The 22,107-nt window shown below is 64.2% G+C and carries 17 protein-coding genes; 8 read left to right on the plus strand and 9 right to left on the minus strand.

From position 1 onward, the window contains the following. Positions 1-7: 7 nt before the first annotated feature. The 3 genes from proC to MESAU_RS11920 are packed head-to-tail and all read right to left on the minus strand — an operon-like array spanning position 8 to position 3,179. Complete coding sequence (gene proC / locus MESAU_RS11910) at positions 8-823, minus strand: pyrroline-5-carboxylate reductase (RefSeq protein WP_015316287.1); 816 nt, start codon at positions 821-823, stop codon at positions 8-10. A 60-nt stretch (positions 824-883) separates the two neighbouring features. Further along, the gene (locus tag MESAU_RS11915; protein ID WP_015316288.1) at positions 884-2,212 is read right to left on the minus strand and encodes an O-antigen ligase family protein; all 1,329 of its coding nucleotides are present in this window, start codon (positions 2,210-2,212) and stop codon (positions 884-886) included. Further along, positions 2,181-3,179: a glycosyltransferase family 2 protein gene (locus MESAU_RS11920; protein ID WP_015316289.1), complete on the minus strand. Its 999-nt coding sequence runs from the start codon at positions 3,177-3,179 to the stop codon at positions 2,181-2,183. Before MESAU_RS11920 ends, MESAU_RS11915 begins: the two co-directional genes overlap by 32 nt. Positions 3,180-3,350: 171 nt before the next feature. Between MESAU_RS11920 and MESAU_RS11925 the strand changes: the two genes are divergently transcribed. From MESAU_RS11925 to MESAU_RS11935, 3 genes are read left to right on the plus strand one after another with little or no spacing between them, the layout of a single operon-like run. Next, a complete protein-coding gene (locus MESAU_RS11925) occupies positions 3,351-4,523 on the plus strand; it encodes a glycosyltransferase family 4 protein (protein WP_015316290.1) in 1,173 nt (390 codons plus the stop codon). After that, positions 4,520-5,326, plus strand: a complete 807-nt coding sequence (locus MESAU_RS11930) for a WecB/TagA/CpsF family glycosyltransferase (protein WP_015316291.1) — start codon at positions 4,520-4,522, stop codon at positions 5,324-5,326. The genes MESAU_RS11925 and MESAU_RS11930 overlap by 4 nt, the downstream gene beginning before the upstream one ends. Further along, positions 5,323-6,249 carry a DUF6492 family protein gene (locus tag MESAU_RS11935; protein WP_015316292.1) on the plus strand — a complete coding sequence of 309 codons (927 nt, stop codon included), beginning with the start codon at positions 5,323-5,325 and terminating at the stop codon, positions 6,247-6,249. The genes MESAU_RS11930 and MESAU_RS11935 overlap by 4 nt, the downstream gene beginning before the upstream one ends. Positions 6,250-6,255: 6 nt before the next feature. Here MESAU_RS11935 and MESAU_RS11940 read toward each other — a convergent pair whose 3' ends face one another. Beyond that, entirely contained in the window at positions 6,256-7,551 is a 1,296-nt protein-coding gene (locus tag MESAU_RS11940) for a lipopolysaccharide biosynthesis protein (RefSeq protein WP_015316293.1), read from the minus strand. A 199-nt stretch (positions 7,552-7,750) separates the two neighbouring features. On the opposite strand from MESAU_RS11940, the gene MESAU_RS11945 reads away from it, so the two are divergent. The 4 genes from MESAU_RS11945 to MESAU_RS11960 all read left to right on the plus strand — a co-directional run bounded on the left by MESAU_RS11945 (position 7,751) and on the right by MESAU_RS11960 (position 14,217). Further along, the gene (locus MESAU_RS11945) at positions 7,751-10,339 is read left to right on the plus strand and encodes a GumC family protein (RefSeq protein WP_015316294.1); all 2,589 of its coding nucleotides are present in this window, start codon (positions 7,751-7,753) and stop codon (positions 10,337-10,339) included. 179 nt (positions 10,340-10,518) lie between these two features. After that, complete coding sequence (gene folD, locus MESAU_RS11950) at positions 10,519-11,418, plus strand: bifunctional methylenetetrahydrofolate dehydrogenase/methenyltetrahydrofolate cyclohydrolase FolD (protein ID WP_015316295.1); 900 nt, start codon at positions 10,519-10,521, stop codon at positions 11,416-11,418. 28 nt (positions 11,419-11,446) lie between these two features. Beyond that, positions 11,447-12,445 (plus strand): GlxA family transcriptional regulator, encoded by a 999-nt coding sequence (locus MESAU_RS11955; protein WP_032922464.1) that lies wholly within the window; start codon positions 11,447-11,449, stop codon positions 12,443-12,445. Between the two features lie 113 nt (positions 12,446-12,558). After that, on the plus strand, positions 12,559-14,217 hold the full coding sequence (locus tag MESAU_RS11960; RefSeq protein WP_015316297.1) for a vWA domain-containing protein: 1,659 nt from the start codon (positions 12,559-12,561) through the stop codon (positions 14,215-14,217). A 67-nt stretch (positions 14,218-14,284) separates the two neighbouring features. On the opposite strand, the gene edd is transcribed toward MESAU_RS11960, so the two are convergent. The 3 genes from edd to zwf form a co-directional block, all read right to left on the minus strand. Continuing rightward, positions 14,285-16,108: a phosphogluconate dehydratase gene (gene edd, locus MESAU_RS11965; RefSeq protein ID WP_015316298.1), complete on the minus strand. Its 1,824-nt coding sequence runs from the start codon at positions 16,106-16,108 to the stop codon at positions 14,285-14,287. 73 nt (positions 16,109-16,181) lie between these two features. Beyond that, on the minus strand, positions 16,182-16,898 hold the full coding sequence (gene pgl / locus MESAU_RS11970; protein WP_015316299.1) for a 6-phosphogluconolactonase: 717 nt from the start codon (positions 16,896-16,898) through the stop codon (positions 16,182-16,184). Further along, positions 16,880-18,352, minus strand: coding sequence for a glucose-6-phosphate dehydrogenase (gene zwf / locus MESAU_RS11975; RefSeq protein ID WP_015316300.1), 1,473 nt, complete (start codon positions 18,350-18,352; stop codon positions 16,880-16,882). The genes pgl and zwf overlap by 19 nt, the downstream gene beginning before the upstream one ends. Before the next feature lie 321 nt (positions 18,353-18,673). Between zwf and MESAU_RS11980 the strand changes: the two genes are divergently transcribed. Then, positions 18,674-19,420 (plus strand): SDR family oxidoreductase, encoded by a 747-nt coding sequence (locus MESAU_RS11980; RefSeq protein ID WP_041163342.1) that lies wholly within the window; start codon positions 18,674-18,676, stop codon positions 19,418-19,420. A 19-nt stretch (positions 19,421-19,439) separates the two neighbouring features. Here MESAU_RS11980 and MESAU_RS11985 read toward each other — a convergent pair whose 3' ends face one another. Continuing rightward, a complete protein-coding gene (locus MESAU_RS11985) occupies positions 19,440-20,321 on the minus strand; it encodes an SH3 domain-containing protein (protein WP_015316302.1) in 882 nt (293 codons plus the stop codon). Positions 20,322-20,696: 375 nt separating this feature from the next. Beyond that, positions 20,697-21,983 carry an NAD(P)/FAD-dependent oxidoreductase gene (locus MESAU_RS11990; RefSeq protein ID WP_015316303.1) on the minus strand — a complete coding sequence of 429 codons (1,287 nt, stop codon included), beginning with the start codon at positions 21,981-21,983 and terminating at the stop codon, positions 20,697-20,699. Positions 21,984-22,107: the final 124 nt, after the last annotated feature.

The following is a 22,107-nucleotide window of genomic DNA, read 5'->3' on the forward strand; positions in this document are numbered from 1 at the left end:
GTCTGCTCTATTTCCCTAGTTCGATCGACCGCAGCCGCGCCGCTTCCACCGCTTGCGTAAGGAGATTGGTCAACCGGTCATCGCCCATCAGCACGCCAAGCGCCGCCGCCGTTGTGCCGTTGGGGCTGGTCACCTGCTTGCGCAGCATAGCCGGGTCCTCGCGGCTTTCGGCGGCGAGCGAGGCCGCGCCGTAGACGGTCTGCATGGCGAGCAGCCTGGCGGTCGCCGCCGGCAGGCCGGCCTTCTCTGCGGCCACCGTCAGCGCCTCGATGAAATGGAAGATATAGGCCGGACCCGATCCGGACACGGCGGTCACCGCATCCATAAGGCCCTCGTCGTCGATAGTGGCCACTTCGCCGCTGGCCGACAGAAGGTCGGCGACGAAGCGCTTGGCGTCGGCGGAAACCAGGGGATTGGAAAACACCACCATCATGCCCTTGCCGATGGCCGCCGGCGTGTTGGGCATGCACCGCACAACGGGGGCGCGGTTGCCGAGGATGTCCTCGAAGGTGGCGGACGGCGTGCCGGCGGCAATGCTGACGAAAGTGGTGCGTCCATCGCCGAAGCGCTTGTACGCGGCGGTGACGTCGCGGATCACCTGAGGTTTCACCGCGATGACGACCAGATCGGGCACGGCATCCGCCGGAATGGCCCCGGCATCCGCTGCCGAGCCGCAGCCAAGAGCCACTGCGCGATCGCGCAGCTCGGCATTGGGCTCGACCACTAAAACCGCCGAGGGTGCAAGCTTGCCGGACTTCAGCCAGCCCGAGAGCATGGCGTAACCCATATTGCCGCAACCGGCGAGAACAAGCCTGATCGTCATCGAGAGCCCTCCGAGGAAAGGCCATGACATAGACGCTCGCGGGTCGGTGGGGAAGCCCTCTCAGGACCGCTGAACAGGCGTGCGCACCGCGATCGGCCGCAACGACACTTGCCTGAGGCCCAGCACGCCGAGCACGAAGAACAGCCAGACCGGATCACCGCGATGGAAGAAGAAGCTCTCGAGAAAGGCGTTGAGTGCGGTGAACAGCACTACCATCATGAAGAAATCGCCGAGATAGATGTTCTCCTTGCGCTGCGGAATGCGCATATAGTCGCGCAATGGTGCGATGAGGAAGGTGTAGACCGCCACGCAAAGGGCAGGGATGCCCATCAGCACGGCGATGTCGAGATAGCCGTCATGGCCGTGCACGATGGTCCTGATGTCCCACGGGCGATCGAAGGGTTGGTCCTGGTTGAGCAGCAGCGGCGTGCCCCAGAAGCTCTCATAACCGTAGCCGGTCCACGGCTTCTTCGCCAGCATCGAGCCAGCGAACTCCCACAGCGTCGTCCGGCCGGTATAGGTGAGGTCGGGGAAGTAGATGGCCGCCAGATGCTTCACCGGCGGCAGGAAGACGATGCCCAGCGTGCCGACCGCCGTGGCGATGATCGCCAGCATGAACAGGATCGGCGTACCGAGCCGCATGCCCATCAGACTCGGAAACATCACGATCAGGATCGAGAACGGCACCAGCCCGGCGGTGGTCTTGGAGCCGGTGTGCAGCATGAAGATCATCGCCGCGCAGAAGATACCCGCGCCCCACCAGCGCTGGCCGCGTCGGTAGAGATAAAGCCCGGCGAAGCTGAAGCAGGCCATGATCGGGCCGGCGATGTTCTTGTGGGTGAACACCCCGCGCCACAGGCCGGCATGTTCGGGCTCCTGCGAGTCAGCCGTGTGCATCGCCTCGTGCGGAAAGACGATCAGGCCGAGATAGGACAGGCCCATGACCACAACCGCGGTGAAGATGATGACCCTGGAGAAGGACTCGGCGTCGCGGGGTAGCGCCAGGATCGTTGCCATCGTCAGGATGCCGATCATGGTGAAGGACGCCGCGCGCATTGCCGAGGGCGGATCGGTCGCCAGCACCACCGACAGGAAGAAGAAGCCCAGCATCAGTATCCAGGATGGGCTGAGCAGCGAGCGCACGACGCGCGGATCGGCGAAGGCCATCAGCGCGAAGATCGAAATCCCGCCGAGCGAGCCGAAGCCGAGCTGATTGACGATGTCGCCCCCTTCGCCGGTGAGTTCGGCGCCGGCCGGCTGGAACGGGCGGAAGGACACCATGATGACGGTGAACAGCAGCGCGGCGATCGCGGTCGCCACGCCACCGCGCGTGAACGCGGCGCTGAGCGGCGCGCGCTCAGTTCTTCTCAGGCTGGCGGTATTGCTCATTGGCATATCCGAATTCGGCCAGCACGCGGCCCAGCGCCACATGGACGGGGTAGATGGCGGCCGCCGGGGATCCCGTGCGCGCCAGCCGCATGATGCCGCGAAGCGGCGAGGCGGCAAGCAGCGCCAGGCTCCTGGCGAATACCTTGGCGCCGGCGAACGGCATGCCGGCGCGCCTCTTCTTTTCCACCAGTGTCGAGATGACACCGTTGCGCAGGCTGCGGGCGCGGATCCAGTCGGTCTCGACCCGCCTGGCCGGAACGGTCTCCCGCACCTTGGCTTCGGCGCACCAGCCCAGCACGAAGCCGCGTTGCGCCGACCGGCTGAGAAAGTCGGAATCGCCGCCGCCCATGAAATTGAATCTGAGATCGAGGAAGGGCGGCCCCATCGCGGTCAGCACGTTGCGCCCGACCAGAAGATTGCCGGACGAATAGAGCGCGGGCACCCGTCCCGTCTCCCGGTAGGGGGGTGCGAAGACGGGATGCTCGGCCCATTTGGCATGGGCAGGATCGGCAAAAACGGGCACCTGCGGGCCGCCGACGATGTCGGCGGCGAGCGTTTCGGCGGCGTGGCACATCCGCTCCAGCCATTGCGGATCGGCGGTCTCGTCATCGTCGATGACCAGAAGATGCTTGAAGTTTGGGAACTGCAGGATCGCCGTCTGCCAGCCGGCATTGTAGGCGCTGCAATTGCCGCGCTCATGCGCGATGATGACCATGCCCGGTATCTCGCCGCGCTCGAACAGCGGCAGCACCGCCTTGGCGCCCTCCCGCGCCTCGGCCTCGTTTTCGATGAGGATGACGGCAAAGCGCCTGTCGGTTTGCTGCGCGCGAAGCGACGCCAGTGTCTCCAGCACCTGTTGCGGCCGCTTGAACGTCGGCAAGGTGACGATCGCTTCGACGGCCTCCACGTCGAGCAGGCGAGATCGTCCCGCGATCGATACCGAACCGTCCAATGGCAAAGGGATCATCCGTGTCCAGCCGCGTCGTGAGTCGCGTTCTGGTAGCACCACGATGATAAGGTTTCGTTAATCACCTTGCACGGAGAGGCCCGCCAGACGTGGGTTTTGGGGCGTTGATCGTGCTCGTTTAATCAAGGGTTCACCGCGCTTTGCTACCGGCTACACCACAGGATAGGTAAGATGCATCTGCTGTTCGCCACATCGATCGTGCCCGACGGTGCTCTCGCCTCGGGCTACGAGATAGCCAACGCCGCGATTATCGCCGCCCTGCGGCGCGCCGGCGCGCGCGTCACGGTCGTCGGCTTCACCTGGCCCGGAAAAGCCGCGGCCGATCCCGAAAATACCGTGGTGCTGGGGGCGGTCGACGTGCGCACCGAAAGTGCTTCGCCGCTGCAAAAGCTTGTCTGGGTCGGCAAGGCGATGTTTTCAGGCCTGACCTTCGCGTCGGTCAAGTTGCGTGCGGTGTCCAGCCACGATGTTCAGGCCGCCCTCGAACGAGCCGGTCCGTTCGATGGCTATGTGCTGAATTCCGTGCAGTTCGCCGGTGCTTTCGAACGGGTCTTCGAAGACCGGCCTTCGATTTTCGTCGCCCACAATGTCGAGCATCTCTCGGCGCGGGAGAACGCCGTTGCCGCCGCCGGCATTTTCCAGCGCCTGCTGTTTCGGCGCGAGGCAAGGCTGCTCAAACTGGTCGAAGAGCGCCTCTGCCGCCGCGCGCGTTTTGTCTTCACGTTGGCCGAGGAGGATCGCGGGGCACTTGGCGTCGCCTCGGATGATCGTTCGGCGGTGCTGCCGCTGGTGACCTGCGCCACGGCGCCAGTCCGGAACGGCCGGCGCGCGATCGACTGTGACGCGGCCCTGATCGGCACCTGGACCTGGCAGCCGAACCGCATCGGCCTCGACTGGTTCCTGGGTAAGGTGGTGCCGCATCTGCGGCCTGGTTTCCGCATCCGCATAGCGGGTCACATGCCTTCCAGCGTCACCTCCGCGCATCCGGGCGTCGAGTTTGTCGGCCGTGTCGCGGATGCCAGGGCTTTCGTGCGCGGCGCGGCCGTCATCCCGCTGATCAGCACCGCGGGCAGCGGCGTGCAGCTGAAGACCATCGAGACCTTCGAGCTTGGCCTGCCCTCGGTCGCCACCAGCCGGTCGCTGCGCGGTATCGGTCATCGCCCCGACAATTGCGTCGTCACCGACGATCCGGCCGGCTTCGCCAAGGCCCTGGAGGCAGCCGCGGCCGACATCAACGATGTCGATGGCAGCACCTTCCATCGCCGGCAGGTCAAGGCGCTCGACGCCGCGGTTCGTGTCGGTCTCGAAAAAATCGGCGCCGTGCGGCAGGAGGTGTTTGCATGAACATGCACGCCGCCCGTGCCGCGTTCGGCTTTGACAGCCTGAAGGCAATTCTCGGCATTCCGGTGCTGGCGATCCGCTGGGACGATGCGATTGCCTTGCTGAACCGATTGATCGCCGAGCGGCGCTTCACCAAGGTTAGTTTCCTCAACGCCCACAATGCCAATATCGCCCACACCGACCCGGTGTTCGCCGAGGCGCTCGACGATTTCCTCATCCTGCCGGACGGCATCGGCGTCGATCTCGCCGCGAAGCTTCTCTACGGCGCGCCGTTTCCCGACAATCTCAACGGCACCGACTTCGTGCCGGCCTTCCTGCAGGCTTCCAAGAGGCCGCTGACGGTGGGGCTGCTCGGAGCGACCCGTGTCAACGCCGAGGCGGCGTCCGTGAAGCTGGCGGCGCTTGCCGTACAGCACAACTTCGTGGTCATTCACGACGGTTATTTCTCCCCCGCGCAGGAGCCGGAGATCATCGACCGGATCGCAAAGCTACGGCCTGATATGCTGCTGGTCGCGATGGGCGTGCCGCGCCAGGAATTGTGGATTGAACGTCACATCGACGAACGCCATTGCACGCTGCCGATCGCGGTCGGCGCGCTGCTCGATTTCCTGAGCGGCTCGGTGCCGCGCGCGCCACTGTGGATGCGCCGCCTGAGGCTGGAATGGCTGTTCCGGCTGGCCGTCGAGCCCGGCCGGCTCTGGCGCCGCTACGTGGTCGGCAACCCCCTGTTCCTGTGGCGGGTCGTCAAACAGAAATGGGCGCGCGGCGCCGAGGCCGTCGCAGATGCTCCCGGAGAGTTTCGTTGAACAAGCGGTTCGTCCCAGACCCGCTGGCCGGCCCAGGCCTGTTGCCGAAGGCGCCGACAGCAGCGATTGTGACGGCAAGCTACGCCCCGGATTTCGAACGCTGCCGACTGCTGTGCGAAACGCTTGACCGGCATGTCTCGGGTGCCGCGCACCACTACATTCTGGTCGAACATCGCGATCTTGCGCTTTTCCGCCAGTTGCAGACCAGCCGCCGTTCGGTCGTCGATGAGCGGGATCTCCTGCCGCGCTGGCTGCGCGCCTTCGACGATCCGCTCAGCCTGTTTCGCCGCCGCGTCTGGCTCAGCCTGAAGACCCAGCCGCTGCGTGGCTGGCACGTGCAGCAGCTGCGCCGTATCGCCATATCGGCCCACGCGGGGGAAGACGTGCTGATCTTCTGCGATTCCGACGTCGCTTTCCTGAAGGCCTTCGATTGCGGTGCCTTCTGGCGCGATGGCAAGGCGCGTTTGTTTCGCCGGGATGGCGTGCTCGCCGATGACGGCCATGACGAGCATCGCTTGTGGTCGCGCAATGCCGGAACGGCGCTTGGCATCGATTCGTCCCGGACATCGGTCCATGATTATATCTCGACGCTGATCGCATGGCGCCGCGACACGGTGCTTGCCATGTGCGGCCGGATCGAAAAGGTCCATGGCCGCGACTGGGTCGAGGTCATCGGCTCGGCGCGCAAATTCTCCGAATGCATGATCTACGGACGCTACGTCGACGATTTGCTGGACGGAGCCGGCCACTTCCACGGTTCGGAAGAATTCTGCCGCGTCCACTGGACGGGCGAGGCGCTGTCGGACGACGAGTTCCGCCGCTTCGTCGCCGGCATGGCGCCAGAGCAGGTGGCGATCGGCATGCAGTCCTTTATCGGCACCGATATAGGCCGGATCCGACGCCTGATCGGGCTTGATCGCTGATTTGTCCTAGATTGCCTTGGCCGGTCTGCGCAGCGCCGAATAGGTCAGCAGCATGGACGCGAGGTAGAGCAGCAGGAAGACAATGTTGAGCGACAGCACCAGATCAGATGTTTCGGAAATGGTGGTCAGCACATAGGTCAGCAGCAGCGCCTTGAGGGCGGCGAGCAGGCCGAGATTGAGCGCCCGCACCAGCGTCTGGCCGCGCGCGAAAAGAAGCTCGGCCTGATATTCGACCAGGTTGCGCAGTCCAGGCACGCAGATCGCCAGCGCCACCAGGGGTGCGGCCTCGGAAACATTCCTGCCGAGCGCGTTGGGAAAGAAATGCAGCACGATGCCAAGCGCTGCCAGCGCCAGCGTTGAAACGAGGAACACGCCGCCCTCGATGCCGCTCTTTATCGCAAGGCGCGACAGCAGCTCCGGCGCGCGCATCATGCGCTGCACGAGCATCATGGAGAAAGTACGGATGGGGATCGCCGTCAGGTCGACGAGCCGCATGATGATGGCATAGATGCCGGCCAAATGCGGGCCGCCGATCGCCAGCACCAGCAGCTTGTCGAATTCCGATTGCAGGTAGAACAACACCTCGGCGCCGGCCACATAGATGGAATCGGCGAGCCGCCGCAGATAGAGTTCGATGCGCAGCCGCAGCCGCTGGCGTGGATAGAACCAGCCGAAAGCCAAAAGCAGCGAGGCGGCGTTGGCCCCTATGTAGAACCACGACCACATCCAAATGCCATGCTGTGGCGAGACCATGAACAACACCGCGCCAAGCGCCCGCAGTGCGGTGGCCAGGATCGCCAGCACGGCTGCACGGCCGAATTTGCCCAGCCCGTTGTTGACGATCAGCGCCACTTCCACCGGCCGCCACAGCAGTGCCTCGGCAAAAACGATGGCCGTGAATACCGACAGCGGCACAGTGCCGGCAAAGAAGATCAGGTAGACGCCGAACGAGGCCAGGACCAAAAGCGGCAGCGAGACGGCGCCGAGCAGCAGGAAACCCGCTGTGAACGTGCCGATCAGATTGGGGCGGATGGTGGCGGTGCGGTAGAGTGCCGAAATGAAACCGAAGGCGAGAAGCCTCGACAGCATGACGCCGGCCGCCGAGGCGGTGGCGAACATGCCGAACTCTGCGATCGACAGCGTATTGGCGAGCGCGATGAAATAGGCGAGTGAAAACACCAGTCGCCCGCCGGCGCCGCTGATCGCCGAAAAATAGTCGCGCACCAGCCCCCGCCGTTCGGCCATCAAGGTGCCGATCCGCGCGAAGGTCCGCCTTTGCGGTATGTCGCTGGCCTCAGTCATACGTCGAGGAAAATGCATAAGCTGGAAAGTTTAACGCGCCGTTCTGAAGCTTTCAGTAGTGTTGAAAATTGTTGCAACCATGGCGTGAATTCTTGCCGCCTCTTTCGAAAATTAACTTTTTGTTTCCTATGCCTGTTTAGCGTGACTTAACGAATGGCCGACCGCCGCTGCCAAGCGGCCAAGAGTAAAGCTCCACGACATGGTCGACAGGGAAAACCGTGAAGACTGGAAGCGCGAGCGCTCCTTGCTGGCGCTTGGCGAAGCCGTGCGTGGCGAGGACGATGCTTCGCTGGTGTCGATAGGAGACCGCGCGGACCCCTCATGGCGCGAGGATGCCGCCACGCGCCATCGCCTAGCTCGTTCCCGTCGCGAGACGAAGGCGAGCCCGCCTCGGTCGGCAGCCGATAACGCCGAACGGTCTCGCCTGGACGAGGAGCAGCCGTTTGTATCCGAGGGCGCCTGGCGTTCGCGGGGGGAAACCGGCACCGGCGATTTGCCACCCGACATGCCGCAAGCAAGGCCCGCCCCCGAGGAACCTTCGGGCACGGGTGGCGCCCACGATGCAATCGGGTCCCGCGCTGCGGGCAGAGCCGACCCGTCCTCCAATGGCGGGGCGGACAGTCAGCAGTGGAAGCCGCTGATCGATCCGATGCTGGTCGTTCGCGGCGTTGCCAGGTCGAAGCTGCTGATCGTTGCGACCACGATACTGGGCGCTGGACTTGGCGTTGCCATCGCCTTGTCGATGCCGAAGAAATACGAAGCCACGACCGAACTGATCATCGAGCCGGGTGACCTGAAGCTCTCCGACCGCGATCTCACCCAACCGGTAGGCCAGCCCGATGCCGCGCTGGCCGTCGTCGAAACCCGGATCAAGATGCTCACCTCGGGCACCGTTCTCGATCAGGTCGTCAAGAATCTCAACCTCGTCAACGATCCGGAATTCAATGGCCAGGGCTCCGGCGGCCTCGGCGTCATGTCGCTCATCCGCTCGATCGTGTCGCGCAACGATGGGCCTGGCGGCGTCGATGAGGTTCGCCGCCAGGCTCTGGCTGTCGGCAATCTGGCCAAGAGCCTGTCGGTCGAACGCAGCGGCAAGACTTTTGTCATTTCCGTCAGCGCCGTGACCCAGAACGGCGACAAGTCGGCGCTCATTGCCAATACGACGAGGACCGTCTTCCAGCAGGAAGCCGCCAAATACCAGTCCGACATGGCCGGACGCGCGACGAACGAATTGACGTCCAAGCTCGATGATCTGCGCAAGGGGGTCGAGGCGGCCGAGCGCAAGGTCGAGGATTTCAGGGCCACGCATGGCCTGGTCGACGCGCAAGGCCATCTGATCAGCGACGATCAAATGCTGAAGCTCAACGAGCAGCTCTCGGTCGCCCGCGCCCGCACGCTGGAACTCAATGCCCGGGCAGCGTCGGCGCGTTCGCTGGATGTCAATTCCGTTCTGACCGGCACGTTGCCGGAAGAGATCAACTCCAACGCCATGAGCGATCTGCGCTCGCAATATGCAACGCTGAAGCAGGAGGCCGATCGTGCCGCGGTCCGGCTGGGACCGCGTCATCCAGAACTCCAGGCCCTCGACGCCCAGATCGCCGGCGCGCGCGAGCGCATCGCGGCTGAACTGCGCCGCATCGCCTCTTCGCTGCAGGTCGACTTGAAGCGCGCGGTTCAGCTCGAACAGGACCTCGCTTCCCGGCTGGCCCAGGCAAAGGTCCAAAGCGGCGACGTCAACAGCGACCTGGTTGCCCTGCGGGAACTGGAGCGTGAGGCCACCGCCAAGCGTTCCGTCTACGAACAATATCTCTTGCGCGCCAAGGAGACTGGTGAACAGACGGGCATCAACACGACCAACATCAATGTGATCACTCCCGCCCAGGCTCCACTCGAGCCAAATGGACCCTCACGGGCCTTGGTGGCGCTGGCCGGCCTGCTGCTTGGCCTTGCCGCCGGCGTTGGCGTTGGCGCTCTGCGCGGTACCTATGACAGCCTGCGCGAGACGGCAAGCGCGCGCTCACGCCGCGAGCGCAAGGTGGACGAACGCAAGTTGGCTGACCAGAGAGCGCCTCGCGAGGAGCAGGCATTCCGGGCGGAGCCTCCGCCAGAGCCACCGATGCCGGCAGCGCCTGTGCCGCTGCCGCCCGCACCACCGCCGCCGGTCACGCGGACCGAGGCCGCTCCCGCCGAAAGCTCCGGGAGGATTGGCGCACTCATGTCGAGACTGCGCAAGGCCATGTCCCGCAAGCCGTCCGCCGAAGCCGACGACGACATCTCCAGCGGGTTCGGCCTACCCGCCTTCGCCGACAACGGACGGCCTGTCAACGCTCCGCTATTTCCTGGCCATCCGGAGTCCGGTTTCGGGCCTCGGCAGGCGGCCGGCCTGGATTATTCGCAGTCACCCTTCCAGCCGGGCCCCGATGCGGGGTATGGGCAGCGGATGACCTTGCCTTCGCGCTCGCCCCTGATACCGCAACAGGCAACGTACCCGGCTCCCCCGTTTCCGTCCTCTCCCTATGCACAGCCGTTGGGCTACCCCCAGGCGCAGCCCTGGTCGCAAGTGGGCCATCCCTCCAGGCAAAGCTCAGCGGGACCTTATGCGGCGCAGATGCCGTATCCGCCGCCGCCCGCTCCGGCGCAGCCACCGGCCGCCCCGCCCGCGAGGCCGACCCCGGTCGAGGAGGGTGGCGAACAAGCATCGGTCGAAGAGATTCGCGCCAGCCTGCGTGAATTCCGCGAAGCGGTCCGCGAACTCACGGAAAACCGCACCCGCCGCCGCTACTTCTGAACCATCAGATAGGCTGCGGAGGCCGAACAAAACCGTGCCGGTTTCGCGTAAACGGCATGGGAAGGCGCTTTGACGGGATTGCGAGCTTGTATTTTCGTGACAATGCCGCGCTGCAGATTGCCTGCGCCGCGGCATTATGTTCTCGAAGCGGCGTTGGGCGGAACGATGTTGAGGGTGGCATGGCCGAAGTGATTGACGGAAAAAGCGTTGCCGAAGACGTGGTGCGGACGGTCAAGGCGCTGACCGCCGAGCTGGTCGCCAAGGGCAAGGCCAAGCCAGGCCTGGCCGTCGTCATCGTCGGCGAGGATCCGGCGAGCCAGGTCTATGTCGCCTCCAAATCCCGTACCGCCAAGGAATGCGGCTTTCATTCGCTTCAGCACACGCTGCCGGCGGAAACGTCCCAAGAGGCGCTGCTCAAGCTCATCGCCGAACTCAACGCCGATCCTGAAATCAACGGCATCCTGGTCCAGCTTCCGCTGCCCGCCCATGTCGATGCCGGCAAGATCATCCAGGCGATCGCGCCGCACAAGGACGTCGACGGCTTCCATTTCATCAATGTCGGCAAGCTCGGCACTGGTGAACTCGACACGGCCTTCGTTCCCTGCACGCCCGCCGGCTCGATGCTTTTGATCGAGCGCGTGCGCGGCAAGGACCTGTCCGGCCTCAACGCCGTCGTCGTCGGCCGCTCCAACATCGTCGGCAAGCCGATGGCCAATCTGCTGCTTGCCGCCAACTGCACCGTCACCATCGCGCACAGCCGCACCAAGGACCTGCCGGCGCTTGCCCGCACGGCCGACATCCTGGTCGCTGCTGTCGGCAGGCCGGAAATGATCAGGGGTGACTGGGTCAAGCTTGGCGCCACCGTCATCGATGTCGGCATCAACCGCATTCCGGCGCCCGAGAAAGGCGAGGGCAAGTCGCGTCTCGTCGGCGATGTCGCCTATGCCGAAGCGGCCAGGGCGGCCGGCGCGATCACTCCGGTGCCCGGCGGTGTCGGGCCGATGACCATTGCCATGTTGATGGCCAATACGTTAGCTTCGGCCTACCTTGCGGCCGGATTGAAGCGGCCTTCCTTCTGAGCCCGGGTTGACCCTGAAAGCCGCAGCTTTGCCGAACCCCACTATTTCCCCGGAACGGCCGGTCACGAATGATCCCGTTCAAGGCGGCCGGCAGTTCGCTTTCCTGCTGGTCGACAAGTTTTCGATGTTCTCGCTGGCCGCCGCGATCGATACGTTCCGGTCGGCGAACCGCCTGCTCGGTCGCGACTTCTACGGCTGGACAACTGTGTCGGCCGATGGTGACCCGGTGATGGCTTCCAACGGCCTGCCGCTCAAGATCGACTACGCCGTCGCCGACCTGCCGCCGGTCGATATTCTCTTCGTCTCGGTCGGCTTGACGACAGAATTTCCGGGCAAGAGCAAGGTTCTGGCCGCCTTGCGCAGCTGGGGCCGGCGCGGCAACGCGCTTGGTGCCTTGTCGGTCGGATCCTACCTGCTGGCCGAGGCCGGCCAGCTCGAAGGCTATCGCTGCACCATCCATTGGGAAAACCGCGCCGGCTTCGTCGAGCGCTTTCCCGACATCAACTGCACGGGCAACGTCTTCGAGATCGACCGCAAACGCTACACCTGCGCCGGCGGCACCACCTCGATCGATCTGATGCTGGAGATCGTGCGTGGCGATTTCGGCTCCAACCTCGCCAATGGCGTCGCCAACCAGTTCCAGCACGAGCGCATCCGCTCCGCTGGAGACCGCCAGCGCGTCGGGCCGGAGCGTGACCTCACCGGCAAGTCGGAGAAGTTGCGACGCATCGTCGAATTGATGGCCGACCATCTCGACGAGCCGCTGTCGGCGGTACAGCTCGCCAAGTCGGCGGGCCTCTCGGTGCGCCAGGTGGAGCGGCTGTTTCTGCGCCATCTCAACGTCACGCCGGGGCGCTACTACATGCGGCTGCGGCTGGAGCGCGCGCGCGAATTGCTGCGCCAGACCAACATGCCGATCCTCGACGTGGCGATCGCGACCGGCTTCACCTCGCATTCCTATTTTGCCCAGAGCTATCGGCTGCAGTTTGGCCGCCCGCCCTCGGAAGAGCGCCGCACGACATACTGAATTGGGTACGCACGGGCCCTATGCGAGCTATCGCTGATAGCGGTGGCTTGTGTCCCTGCACGCGCTCAAATAGCTTCGGCCAGCGGACGGGGTGGCTAACTCAGGAGATTTCGATGGCGATACTTGCGCGGAGCGTCGCTGCGGCGATCCTCCTTTTGTCGACGACGACATTCGGCTTTGCCGCCAACAAGGTCATCATCATCCTCGACGCGTCGGGATCGATGTGGGCGCAGATCGACGGAAAGCCCAAGCTGGAAATCGCCCGCGAATCGCTGAGGACCGTGCTTCAATCGGTTCCCGCCGACGACGAGATCGGCTTCATGGCCTATGGCCATCGCGAAAAAGGCAGCTGCGACGACATCCAACTGATCGTGCCGCCCCAGGCGGGCTCGGCAAGCGCCATCTCGGCAGCCGCCGACAGCATGAAGTTCCTCGGCAAGACGCCGCTGACGGCAGCCGTCAAGCAGGCGGCCGAAGCGCTGAAATACACCGAGGACAAGGCAACTGTCGTTCTTATCACCGATGGGCTGGAAACGTGCGGCGGTGACCCTTGTGCGCTGGGCAAGGAACTCGAAGCCTCCGGCGTCGATTTCACCGCCGACGTCGTCGGCTTCGGCCTGACCGCCGACGAAGGTAAGCAGATTGCCTGCCTCGCCGACACTACCGGCGGCAAATACATCCAGGCTTCCGATGAGAAGGCGCTGCAGGAGGCGCTGGTCGAGACCGTCGCGGCACCGGCGCCCGAGCCAGCACCGGCCCCCGCTCCGGCACCAGCGCCCGAGCCGGCGAAGCCCGAGTTCAATTTCATGCCGACCGTGGTGCTGGCCGAGGGCGGCGATCCTGTCACCGACGGCAATGCCTGGGAAGTCTACAAGGCCAAATCGGACGGCACGCGCGGCGACAACGTCACCACCGAATACGGCGACTACAAAGCCAATCTGGAACCGGGCGACTACATCGTCGTCGCGCGCGACGGTGAGGCCAAGACGGAGCAGAAGATCAAGATCGAGGCGGGCCAGGTCTACAAGCCGCTGTTCACCTTGAATGCCGGCACACTCATCCTGCATCCACGTCCGAGGCAAGGTGCCGATGTGGCCAGCGGGGCGGCTGTCGTGATCGCCTATCCGGGCGTCGACAACCCTCCGACCTATTATGGAGACACGAAAGTCGTGTTGCCGGCCGGCGACGAGAAAGTGACCGTCACGATCGGACAGGGCGTGGTCACCGAAACGATCCTGCTTGCCGCGGGCAGGGTGATCGACAAGGACATCATCGTCGGCGTCGGCCATGTCGTTGCCAACGCATACTATGTGGCCGGCGGCGACAAGGCTGACGGTTCAGGCACCGGCTTCAAGGTGCTCAAGGCCAAGAAGAAGATCGATGGCACCCGCGACGAGGTCACCTATGCCTATGGCCCCGACAGCAAGTTCGATCTACCGCCCGATGACTATGTGCTGATCGCGACGGTCGATCTCGCCGTCGTGGAACAGCCTTTCAGCGTCAAGGTCGGCGAGTTCCAGGACCTCAAGGTCGCCATGAATGCCGGCGTGCTGGCAATCACGGCGCCTGGCACCTCCAAGATCGAGATCTTCGAGACGAAGAAGGACATCAATGGCAATCGCAAGTCGATCGGCTATGCCTATGACGAGAAGTATCAGGCCGCGATAGCGGCCGGCGATTACGCCGTGGTTTCGGAGAAGACGGACAACAGCAAGAAGGAAGGCGCCGTGACCGTGAAGGCCGGAGAGCGGGTTGAACTGACGGTGCAATAAGGATTGCGATTTCGACCGGCAAAAAGGGCGGCCACGAGCCGCCCTTTTTCATGCCGGACAGAATGCGTCAGGCAGTGTCGAACGCGCTGGCGCCGTGATCGGCGCGGCCCACCAATTGGCGGAAGCCGGCGAACAACTCGCGTCCGAAGCCGAATTCATTGCCGATGAGATCGACTTCGGCTGTGCGGCGCAGCGCGAATTCGGTGCCTGGCACCAGCACTTCCAGCGTGCCGGCATCGGCGTCGAGGCGGATGATGTCGCCGTCATGGATCCGCGCGATCGGCCCGTCCTCGACCGCTTCCGGCGTCACATGGATTGCCGCCGGCACCTTGCCGGAGGCACCCGACATGCGCCCATCGGTGACCAGCGCCACGCGCTGGCCGCGATCCTGCAGGATGCCGAGCACGGTGGTCAGCTTGTGCAGTTCCGGCATGCCGTTGGCCTTCGGACCCTGGAAGCGGATGACGGCGATGAAGTCGCCGGTGAGTGTGCCCGCCTTGAAGGCGTCGTTCAGCCCCTGCTGGCTGTCGAACACCTTGGCCGGCGCTTCGATGATACGCCGCTCCGGTTTGACGGCCGATGTCTTGATGACGGCGTGGCCGAGATTGCCCGCCAAAACCTTCAGGCCGCCCGTCGCCTGGAAGGCCTTGTTGAACGGCGCCAGCACCTTTTCGTCGCCGCTTGCGCGCGGCGAAGCCTCGCGCAGCACAGCGCCGTCGGCGCCGAGCTTTGCCTCGACCGCATAGGGCCGCAGGCCTTCGCCCCACACCGTCTGCACATCCTCGTGCAGGACGCCTTCGTCGAGCAGTTCGCGGATCAGGAAGCCGAGGCCGCCGGCTGCATGGAAATGATTCACGTCGGCAAGTCCGTTCGGATAGACCCGTGCCAACAGAGGCACCGCTTCCGAGAGGTCGGAAATATCCTGCCAGGTCAGCGCGATGCCGGCGGCGGCGGCCATGGCGATCAGGTGGATGGTGTGGTTGGTCGAGCCGCCGGTGGCATGCAGGCCGACGACGCCATTGACGAACGAACGTTCGTCGATCATCCGCCCGACCGGCGTATAGGCGTTGCCGAGCGCGGTGATCGCCAGTGCCCGTTTCGTCGCTTCGCGGGTCAAGGCGTCGCGCAGGGGCGTGCCGGGGTTGACGAAGGACGCGCCCGGCGTGTGCAGGCCCATGATCTCCATCAGCATCTGGTTGGAGTTCGCCGTCCCGTAGAAGGTGCAGGTGCCCGGCCCGTGATACGACTTGGACTCGGCTTCCAGGAGTTCGGCGCGTCCTGCCTTGCCCTCGGCATAGAGCTGGCGGACCTTGGCCTTCTCATCGTTGGGCAGGCCTGTCGTCATCGGGCCGGCAGGAATGAACACCGCCGGCAGATGGCCGAAGGTTAGTGCGGCGATCACCAGACCCGGGACGATCTTGTCGCAGACGCCGAGATAGACGGCGGCGTCGAACATGTTGTGCGACAGGCCGATCGCGGCTGCCATGGCGATCACGTCGCGCGAAAACAGCGACAGCTCCATGCCGGGCTGGCCTTGGGTCACGCCATCGCACATCGCCGGCACGCCGCCCGCGACCTGGGCGATGCCGCCCGCCTCGCGCGCGGCCTCCTTGATCAGGGCAGGGAAGGTCTCGAAGGGCTGATGCGCCGACAGCATGTCGTTGTAAGAGGTGATGATGCCGAGATTGGGCACCTTGTCTGCGCCTAGCGCCAGCTTTTCCGAGGGGCTGCAGACCGCAAAGCCATGGGCAAGGTTGCCGCAGGACAGCACCGACCGGTTGGCGGTCCGGTTCGACGCTTCGGCGATACGGCTGAGGTAGCGCTCCCGGCCCGCTTTGGAGCGCTGGCGTATCCGTTCGGTGATGACTTCGATGTCTCGTCTTGCGGTCATGGGATCAGGTCCTTTCAGGCGAGGTCCCGGAAACATCCTCCCGCCGTTGCCGGGACCACTTGTAAACTTGAAATCAGGGCGCCCAGAAAACCTCCACGGGCTTGGGCGATGCGTCGAGCACGGCACGGATCGGCTTTCGCGGCCCGGACGCGGCCGCGCCGTCGAAGGCGGTGCGCTTGTCCTCGCCCTCGATGTGCAGCGCGATGAAACCGGCGTCGATGATCCGCGCCAGGGTCAGGGTCAGCCGAGGCTCACCCGCACTTACGGCGTGAACCGGCAGGATGATCCTGTCCGAGGCGGGGTCGAGCAGCTTCGGCAGATCGTCGGCGTCGGGAAAGAAGGAGGCGGTATGGCCGTCAGGCCCCATGCCGAGGATCACGACATCGAGCGGCCAGGGCAGGGATCGCAGGGCCGCATCGTCGGATGCCGCGGCATCCTCGATGCCGACCGCCTCGTGGTAGAGCGGAACGAAGCGGGCCGCCTTGGCCGCGTTCTGCAGCAGGTTGGCGGCAACCAGCCCGGCATTGGATCGCGGCGAGGAGGCCGGCACGAAACGTTCGTCGACCAGCGTCACGATCACCTTATCCCAGGCGATCGGCGCCGCGGAGAGCGCGGCAAAGAACTTTGCCGGTGTCGTGCCGCCGGAGACCGCCAGCAGTGCCGTGCCGCGCCCGGCGATCGCCTTGGTCAGGGTATCGGCGACGCGGCCAGCCAGCGCCGAGGCCAGTTGCGGACGGTCGGGAAAAGCGTTCCAGTTGTAGCTGGCGCTGTTCAATTGCTCTCGTGCCATGTCCGCCCGTCACGTTCGATCAGTGCTATCGAGGCCGACGGCCCCCATGTGCCTGCCGTATAGCCCTGCGCTTCCTGCTTGGCGCCTTCCCAGGCATTCTGGATCGGGTCGATCCACTTCCAGGCGGCTTCCACCTCGTCGCGGCGCATGAACAGCGTCTGGTTGCCGCGGATGACATCCATGATCAGCCGTTCATAGGCGTCGGGCGCGCGGCCGTCGAAAGACTGCGCGAAACTCATGTCGAGCGAGATCTGGCGCAGCCGCATGCCGCCAGGGCCTGGGTCCTTGATCATGATGAACTGCTTGACGCCTTCGTCCGGCTGCAGCCGGATGACCAGCTGGTTGGCAAAGATCGGCCCCGCGCCGCTGTCGCCGAAAATCGAGTGCGGGATCGGCTTGAACTCGATGACGATTTCCGAAACCCGGGTCGCCAGCCGCTTTCCGGTCCTGAGGTAGAATGGAACGCCGGCCCAGCGCCAGGTGCCGATCTCGGCCTTGATGGCGACGAAGGTCTCGGTGTTGCTGTCCTTGCCGAGTTCCTCGACATAGCCTTTCACCGGTCCCCCGGCCGACGCACCGGCGCGGTACTGGCCGCGCACGGTGTGCTTCGGCGCCTCGTTGCCGTTGATGCGCTTCAGCGCCCGCAGCACCTTGAGCTTCTCGTCGCGCACCGCGTCGGCGTCCATCGACGAGGGCGCTTCCATGGCGACCAGGCAAAGCAGCTGCAGCATGTGGTTCTGCACCATGTCGCGCAGCGCACCGGCCTTGTCGTAGTAGGTGACGCGGTCTTCCAGGCCCACGGTCTCGGCGACGGTGATCTGCACGTGGTCGATGTGGGCGGAATTCCACAGCGGCTCGTACAGCGCATTGGCAAAGCGCAGCGCCATCAGGTTCTGCACCGTCTCTTTGCCGAGATAGTGATCGATGCGGAAAATCTGGCTTTCGTGGAAGTCGTCGCCGACCAGGTCGTTGAGCGCCTGCGCTGAGGCAAGATCGCGGCCGATCGGCTTCTCCAGCACGATGCGCGAATTCGGCGTGATCAGATTGTGCTCTTTGAGCTTGTGCGAGATGTCGCCGAACAGCGCCGGCGCCACGGCCAGGTAAAAGGCGCGGATGTGGTCACTTTCGCCGATCGCCTTTTTCAGCTTGTCGAAGCCGGCGCCGCTCGTTGCATCGGCCGGGACGTAGGAAAGCCGGGCGAGGAAGGTCTTCAACTCCTTGGCATCGATATCGGCCGGCTTGACATGGTCCGAAATCGCCTGCTTGGCGAAAGCCTGGAACTCCTCGTCGCTCATTTTCGAGCGCGACGTGCCGATGATGCGCGTCGGCTCGGAGAATTGATGGTCGCGCTGGCGATAGTAGAGCGACGGCAGCAGCTTGCGTTCCGACAGGTCGCCGGTACCACCGAAAATGATGAAGTCGAAAGGGTCGACGGGGATAATCTGGCTGGTCATGGTCTGTCCGCTTTGACGCCGGTCGCAAGTACGCGGCTGATATATTCTAATCGATTTAAATTTTCCAGTGCCATGGTGTCACATCGAGGACCAACTGCTGGATTTTGCGTCGGTCCACGTGTGCGCTTGACACTGGCGCCGCCGGGAGGCTTGTCGGTGAACGAAGACTCCGGAAGCTTTCGCAGTTGCAGCATAGAACGTGAATGTGACGAAAGCTAAGGGAGAAATCGGCGCGCCATCCTTGCGGCATCGATCGCATCGGTCGCCAGCCCTTGTGCAAGCTGTGCAGTGATATCGAGGAAGTCCATGAGCGGGAAAAGCATGCGTCTGGAAAACAAGGTCGCCATCATCACCGGTGCGGCATCGGGCTTCGGCGAAGGCATGGCCAAGCGCTTCGCGGAAGAGGGCGCCAGGGTCGTTGTCGCCGATCTCAACGCCAAGGGTGCGAAACGCGTCGCCGATGAGATCGGCGAGGCGGCAATCTGGACGCAGACTGACGTTTCGTTGCGCTCCGAGTTCGACGAGATGGTCTATGCCGCCAAAAGCGCCTTCGGCCGTGTCGACATCATGGTCAACAATGCCGGGTTCACCCATCGCAATGGCGACATGCTCAAGGTCGACGAGGAAACCTTCGACCTGATCACATCAGTCAACATGAAGGCGATCTATCACGCCGCCCTTGCGGTTGTGCCGATCATGGAGCGGCAAGGTGGCGGTGTCATCTTGACCACGGCGTCTACCGCAGGATTGCGGCCGCGGCCCGGCCTCACCTGGTACAATGCCTCGAAGGGTTGGGCGATCACCGCCACCAAGTCGATGGCGGTGGAACTCGCGCCCAGGAACATCCGCGTCAACTGCCTTTGCCCGGTCGCCGGTGAAACCGGCATGCTTGAAAAATTCATGGGCGCCGATACGCCCGAGATCCGCGAGGCATTCCGCGCCTCGATCCCGCTCGGGCGGCTGTCGACCCCGCTCGATATCGCCAACGCGGCTTTATGGCTGGCCTCGGACGAGGCCGCTTTCATAACCGGGGTCGCTCTGGAAGTCGATGGCGGGCGCTGCATCTGAACGCGGCGATCGTCGGATGTTACGTGCCGGGCTTGACGTAGCTCTTGTACACCCAGCCGTGCTTGCCGTTGTAGACGATCTCGCACCACTGCTTGCAGCCCATCAGTTGCACCGAGGTCCGGGCAGGGATCGTACCGATGGGGGTGGCCCCCTTCTTCGGAGCACTGCGCATGGTCACAGCCCTGAGAATACGGCCGTTGCCTGTCGCCGCCACCTTGCGCGGCTTCGCCTTGGCTGCGTTGTCCTCGCCTTGTGCATTCGCGGGTTTTTGGTCCGGTGCTTGCGGCTGCGTCTCCGGAATGGCGGCGGTCTGCGCGCCATCGGGATTGCTGCTATTGGCAGGCGGGCTCGGCGCGGCGACCTTGGCAAGCTCGTCGGTGGCATCGGTATCGGTAGACGATTGCGCGAACGCCGCCGCTGTTTTGTCAGGCGCCGGCTCGGGCTGCTTGGCTACCTGGCTGGGAGCCGCCGTTTGATCGGGATCAGTTGCCGCGGCAGCCTTCGGCTGCGCCCCTGTCCAGCGGGGATCATTGGCGGCAAGCGCTGGTATGTCCACCGCCGCCGCTGCCTTGGTCGGTGACACCTGGCTGGACTTGCGCTCCGCCTGCGGCGTCACGGCCGCCACCGTCACCGTCGTCCCCGAGGAGGGAACTTTCGTCGTCTTCACCGGAATGGTCGGAATGCTCTGCTCGGGACTGGCGGCTGCTTGCCTCTCGCCGGTCGGCAACGCCAGCCAGAGCGCCACTGCGGCAACGCCAAGCAGTGCCGCGGTGCCTATTGCCGCGATAACCAGGTGCGAGTTCGAACGGACTCCCTGCCAGAATGACGGGCGCATGTCATAGCCGAACTGCATGGCGAAGCGCCGACGTTCCGGAGCACCGAAACTGAAGGGCTCTCTCACTCTTGCCACCTCCATAAGCGGGCCGGTGTTCTTTCGATCAAATATCGCAAGTCACGCGTTCGATCAGCATCGGTCCCAAAACGCGGGCGGGCCCGCAACAATCCCCGAACAATCGCCCAGATGCGGACCTTTCGCCCGCGATTGTGGCGTCAGTACGCCATTACCAAGGATTCTGCGCTTTTGCCCGCAATTCCGCAATGTGTCGCCCGGGCAACAAATATTACATGAATATTACAATATTACATGAGTTCGTGATCGCAGGGATAGCGGCGATCCAATCCCAGCCTAAGCACGTCGCGTTGGAAAAGACCCCACGACGCACTTGGATCTTGTTTTGTGCATGTCGTTCTCCCAAAGGTCACTTTGCGCGACGCATTAGATCCTGTCCCGCAGCGCAAACCAGTTGAGCGCAAGGAAAAGCAGCGGCGCCCGGAACCGGCGGCCGCCAGGAAATGGCGGGATTTTCAGCTCCTCGATAAGCTTCAGCCGGTCGCGGTTGCCGGTGATGGTTTCGGCATAGAGCTTGCCGAAGAAGTTCGACAGCATGACGCCGTGACCGGAATAGCCGCCGGCCGAGATCACATTCGGCATCACTTCACGCACGAACGGCTTCCTCGGCACGGTGATGCCGACATAGCCGCCCCAGCCATGGGTGATCTCGACATCGCCGAGCGCCGGATAGAGCTCCGCGATCTGGCGGCGAATGTGGATGTTGATATCTTTGGGATCGTTGACGCCATAGACCTCGCGTCCGCCGAAAAGCAGCCGTCCATCCCTGGATTTGCGGAAATAACGCACGACGAAGCGGGAATCGTCGACCGATTCGCCCCCCGGCAACACGTTCGAATCCGATCCCAGCGGCACGGTCGCGCCGATGAAGGATCCGATCGGCATGATGTGCGCGGCACTCACCGGCTCGAGCGTGCCGCCATAGGCGTTGACCGCGATCAGGCATTTTTGCGCCGAGATCGTCCCCCTCGGCGTGGAGACCCTGACCTTGCCGCCTGCCGAGACGATGCCGGTCGATGGCGTCCCTTCGAACAAGTGGGCGCCAGCTTGTGCCGCCGCCCGCGCCGTGCCGATCACCAGCTTCATCGGATGGATATGGCCGGTGCCGATATCGCGCGTGCCGCCGAAATAAGCGCTCGAGCCCAGCCGATCCGCCGTCTCCTTCGCATCCATGAAGGAGATGTGCGGGTATGAGAAGCGGCCGGCCATGATTTCGGCATGCGCCTTGTAGTCGTCCACATAGCGCGGCTTGTGCGCGACCGAGAGCTGGCCCGGCATGTAGTCGATATCGATCTGGTTGAGGGCCGCGAAGTCGAGCAGATGCGCTTTCGCCTCTTCGGCGAGATCGAACAGCGCCCTGGCGCGGGACAGACCGTATTCTGCCTCCAGGTCCTCGGCCCAGGCACGCTGCCCGGTGCCGAGCTGGCCGCCATTGCGCCCGGAAGCGCCGTCGCCAAAACGATATGCTTCGATCAGGACAACGCTGGTACCGGCCTTGGCCAAATGCGTCGCTGCCGACAGGCCGGTAAACCCGCCGCCGATAATAACGACGTCGCAGGTCCGATCACCGTCGAGCGTTGGATATTCGGGCCGCGGCCCAGCCGTGTCCTCATACCAGGACCGGCCGGGGGAAATGGGGGATTGGTAGTTCATGATGCTCACAGGGCAGTAGGGCAGTAGGGCAGTAGGGCAGTAGGGCAGTAGGGCAGTAGGGCAGTAGGGCAGTAGGGCAGTAGGGCAGTAGGGCAGTAGGGCAGTAGGGCAGTAGGGCAGTAGG

The organism is Mesorhizobium australicum WSM2073 (assembly GCF_000230995.2).
GTDB lineage: Bacteria > Pseudomonadota > Alphaproteobacteria > Rhizobiales > Rhizobiaceae > Mesorhizobium > Mesorhizobium australicum.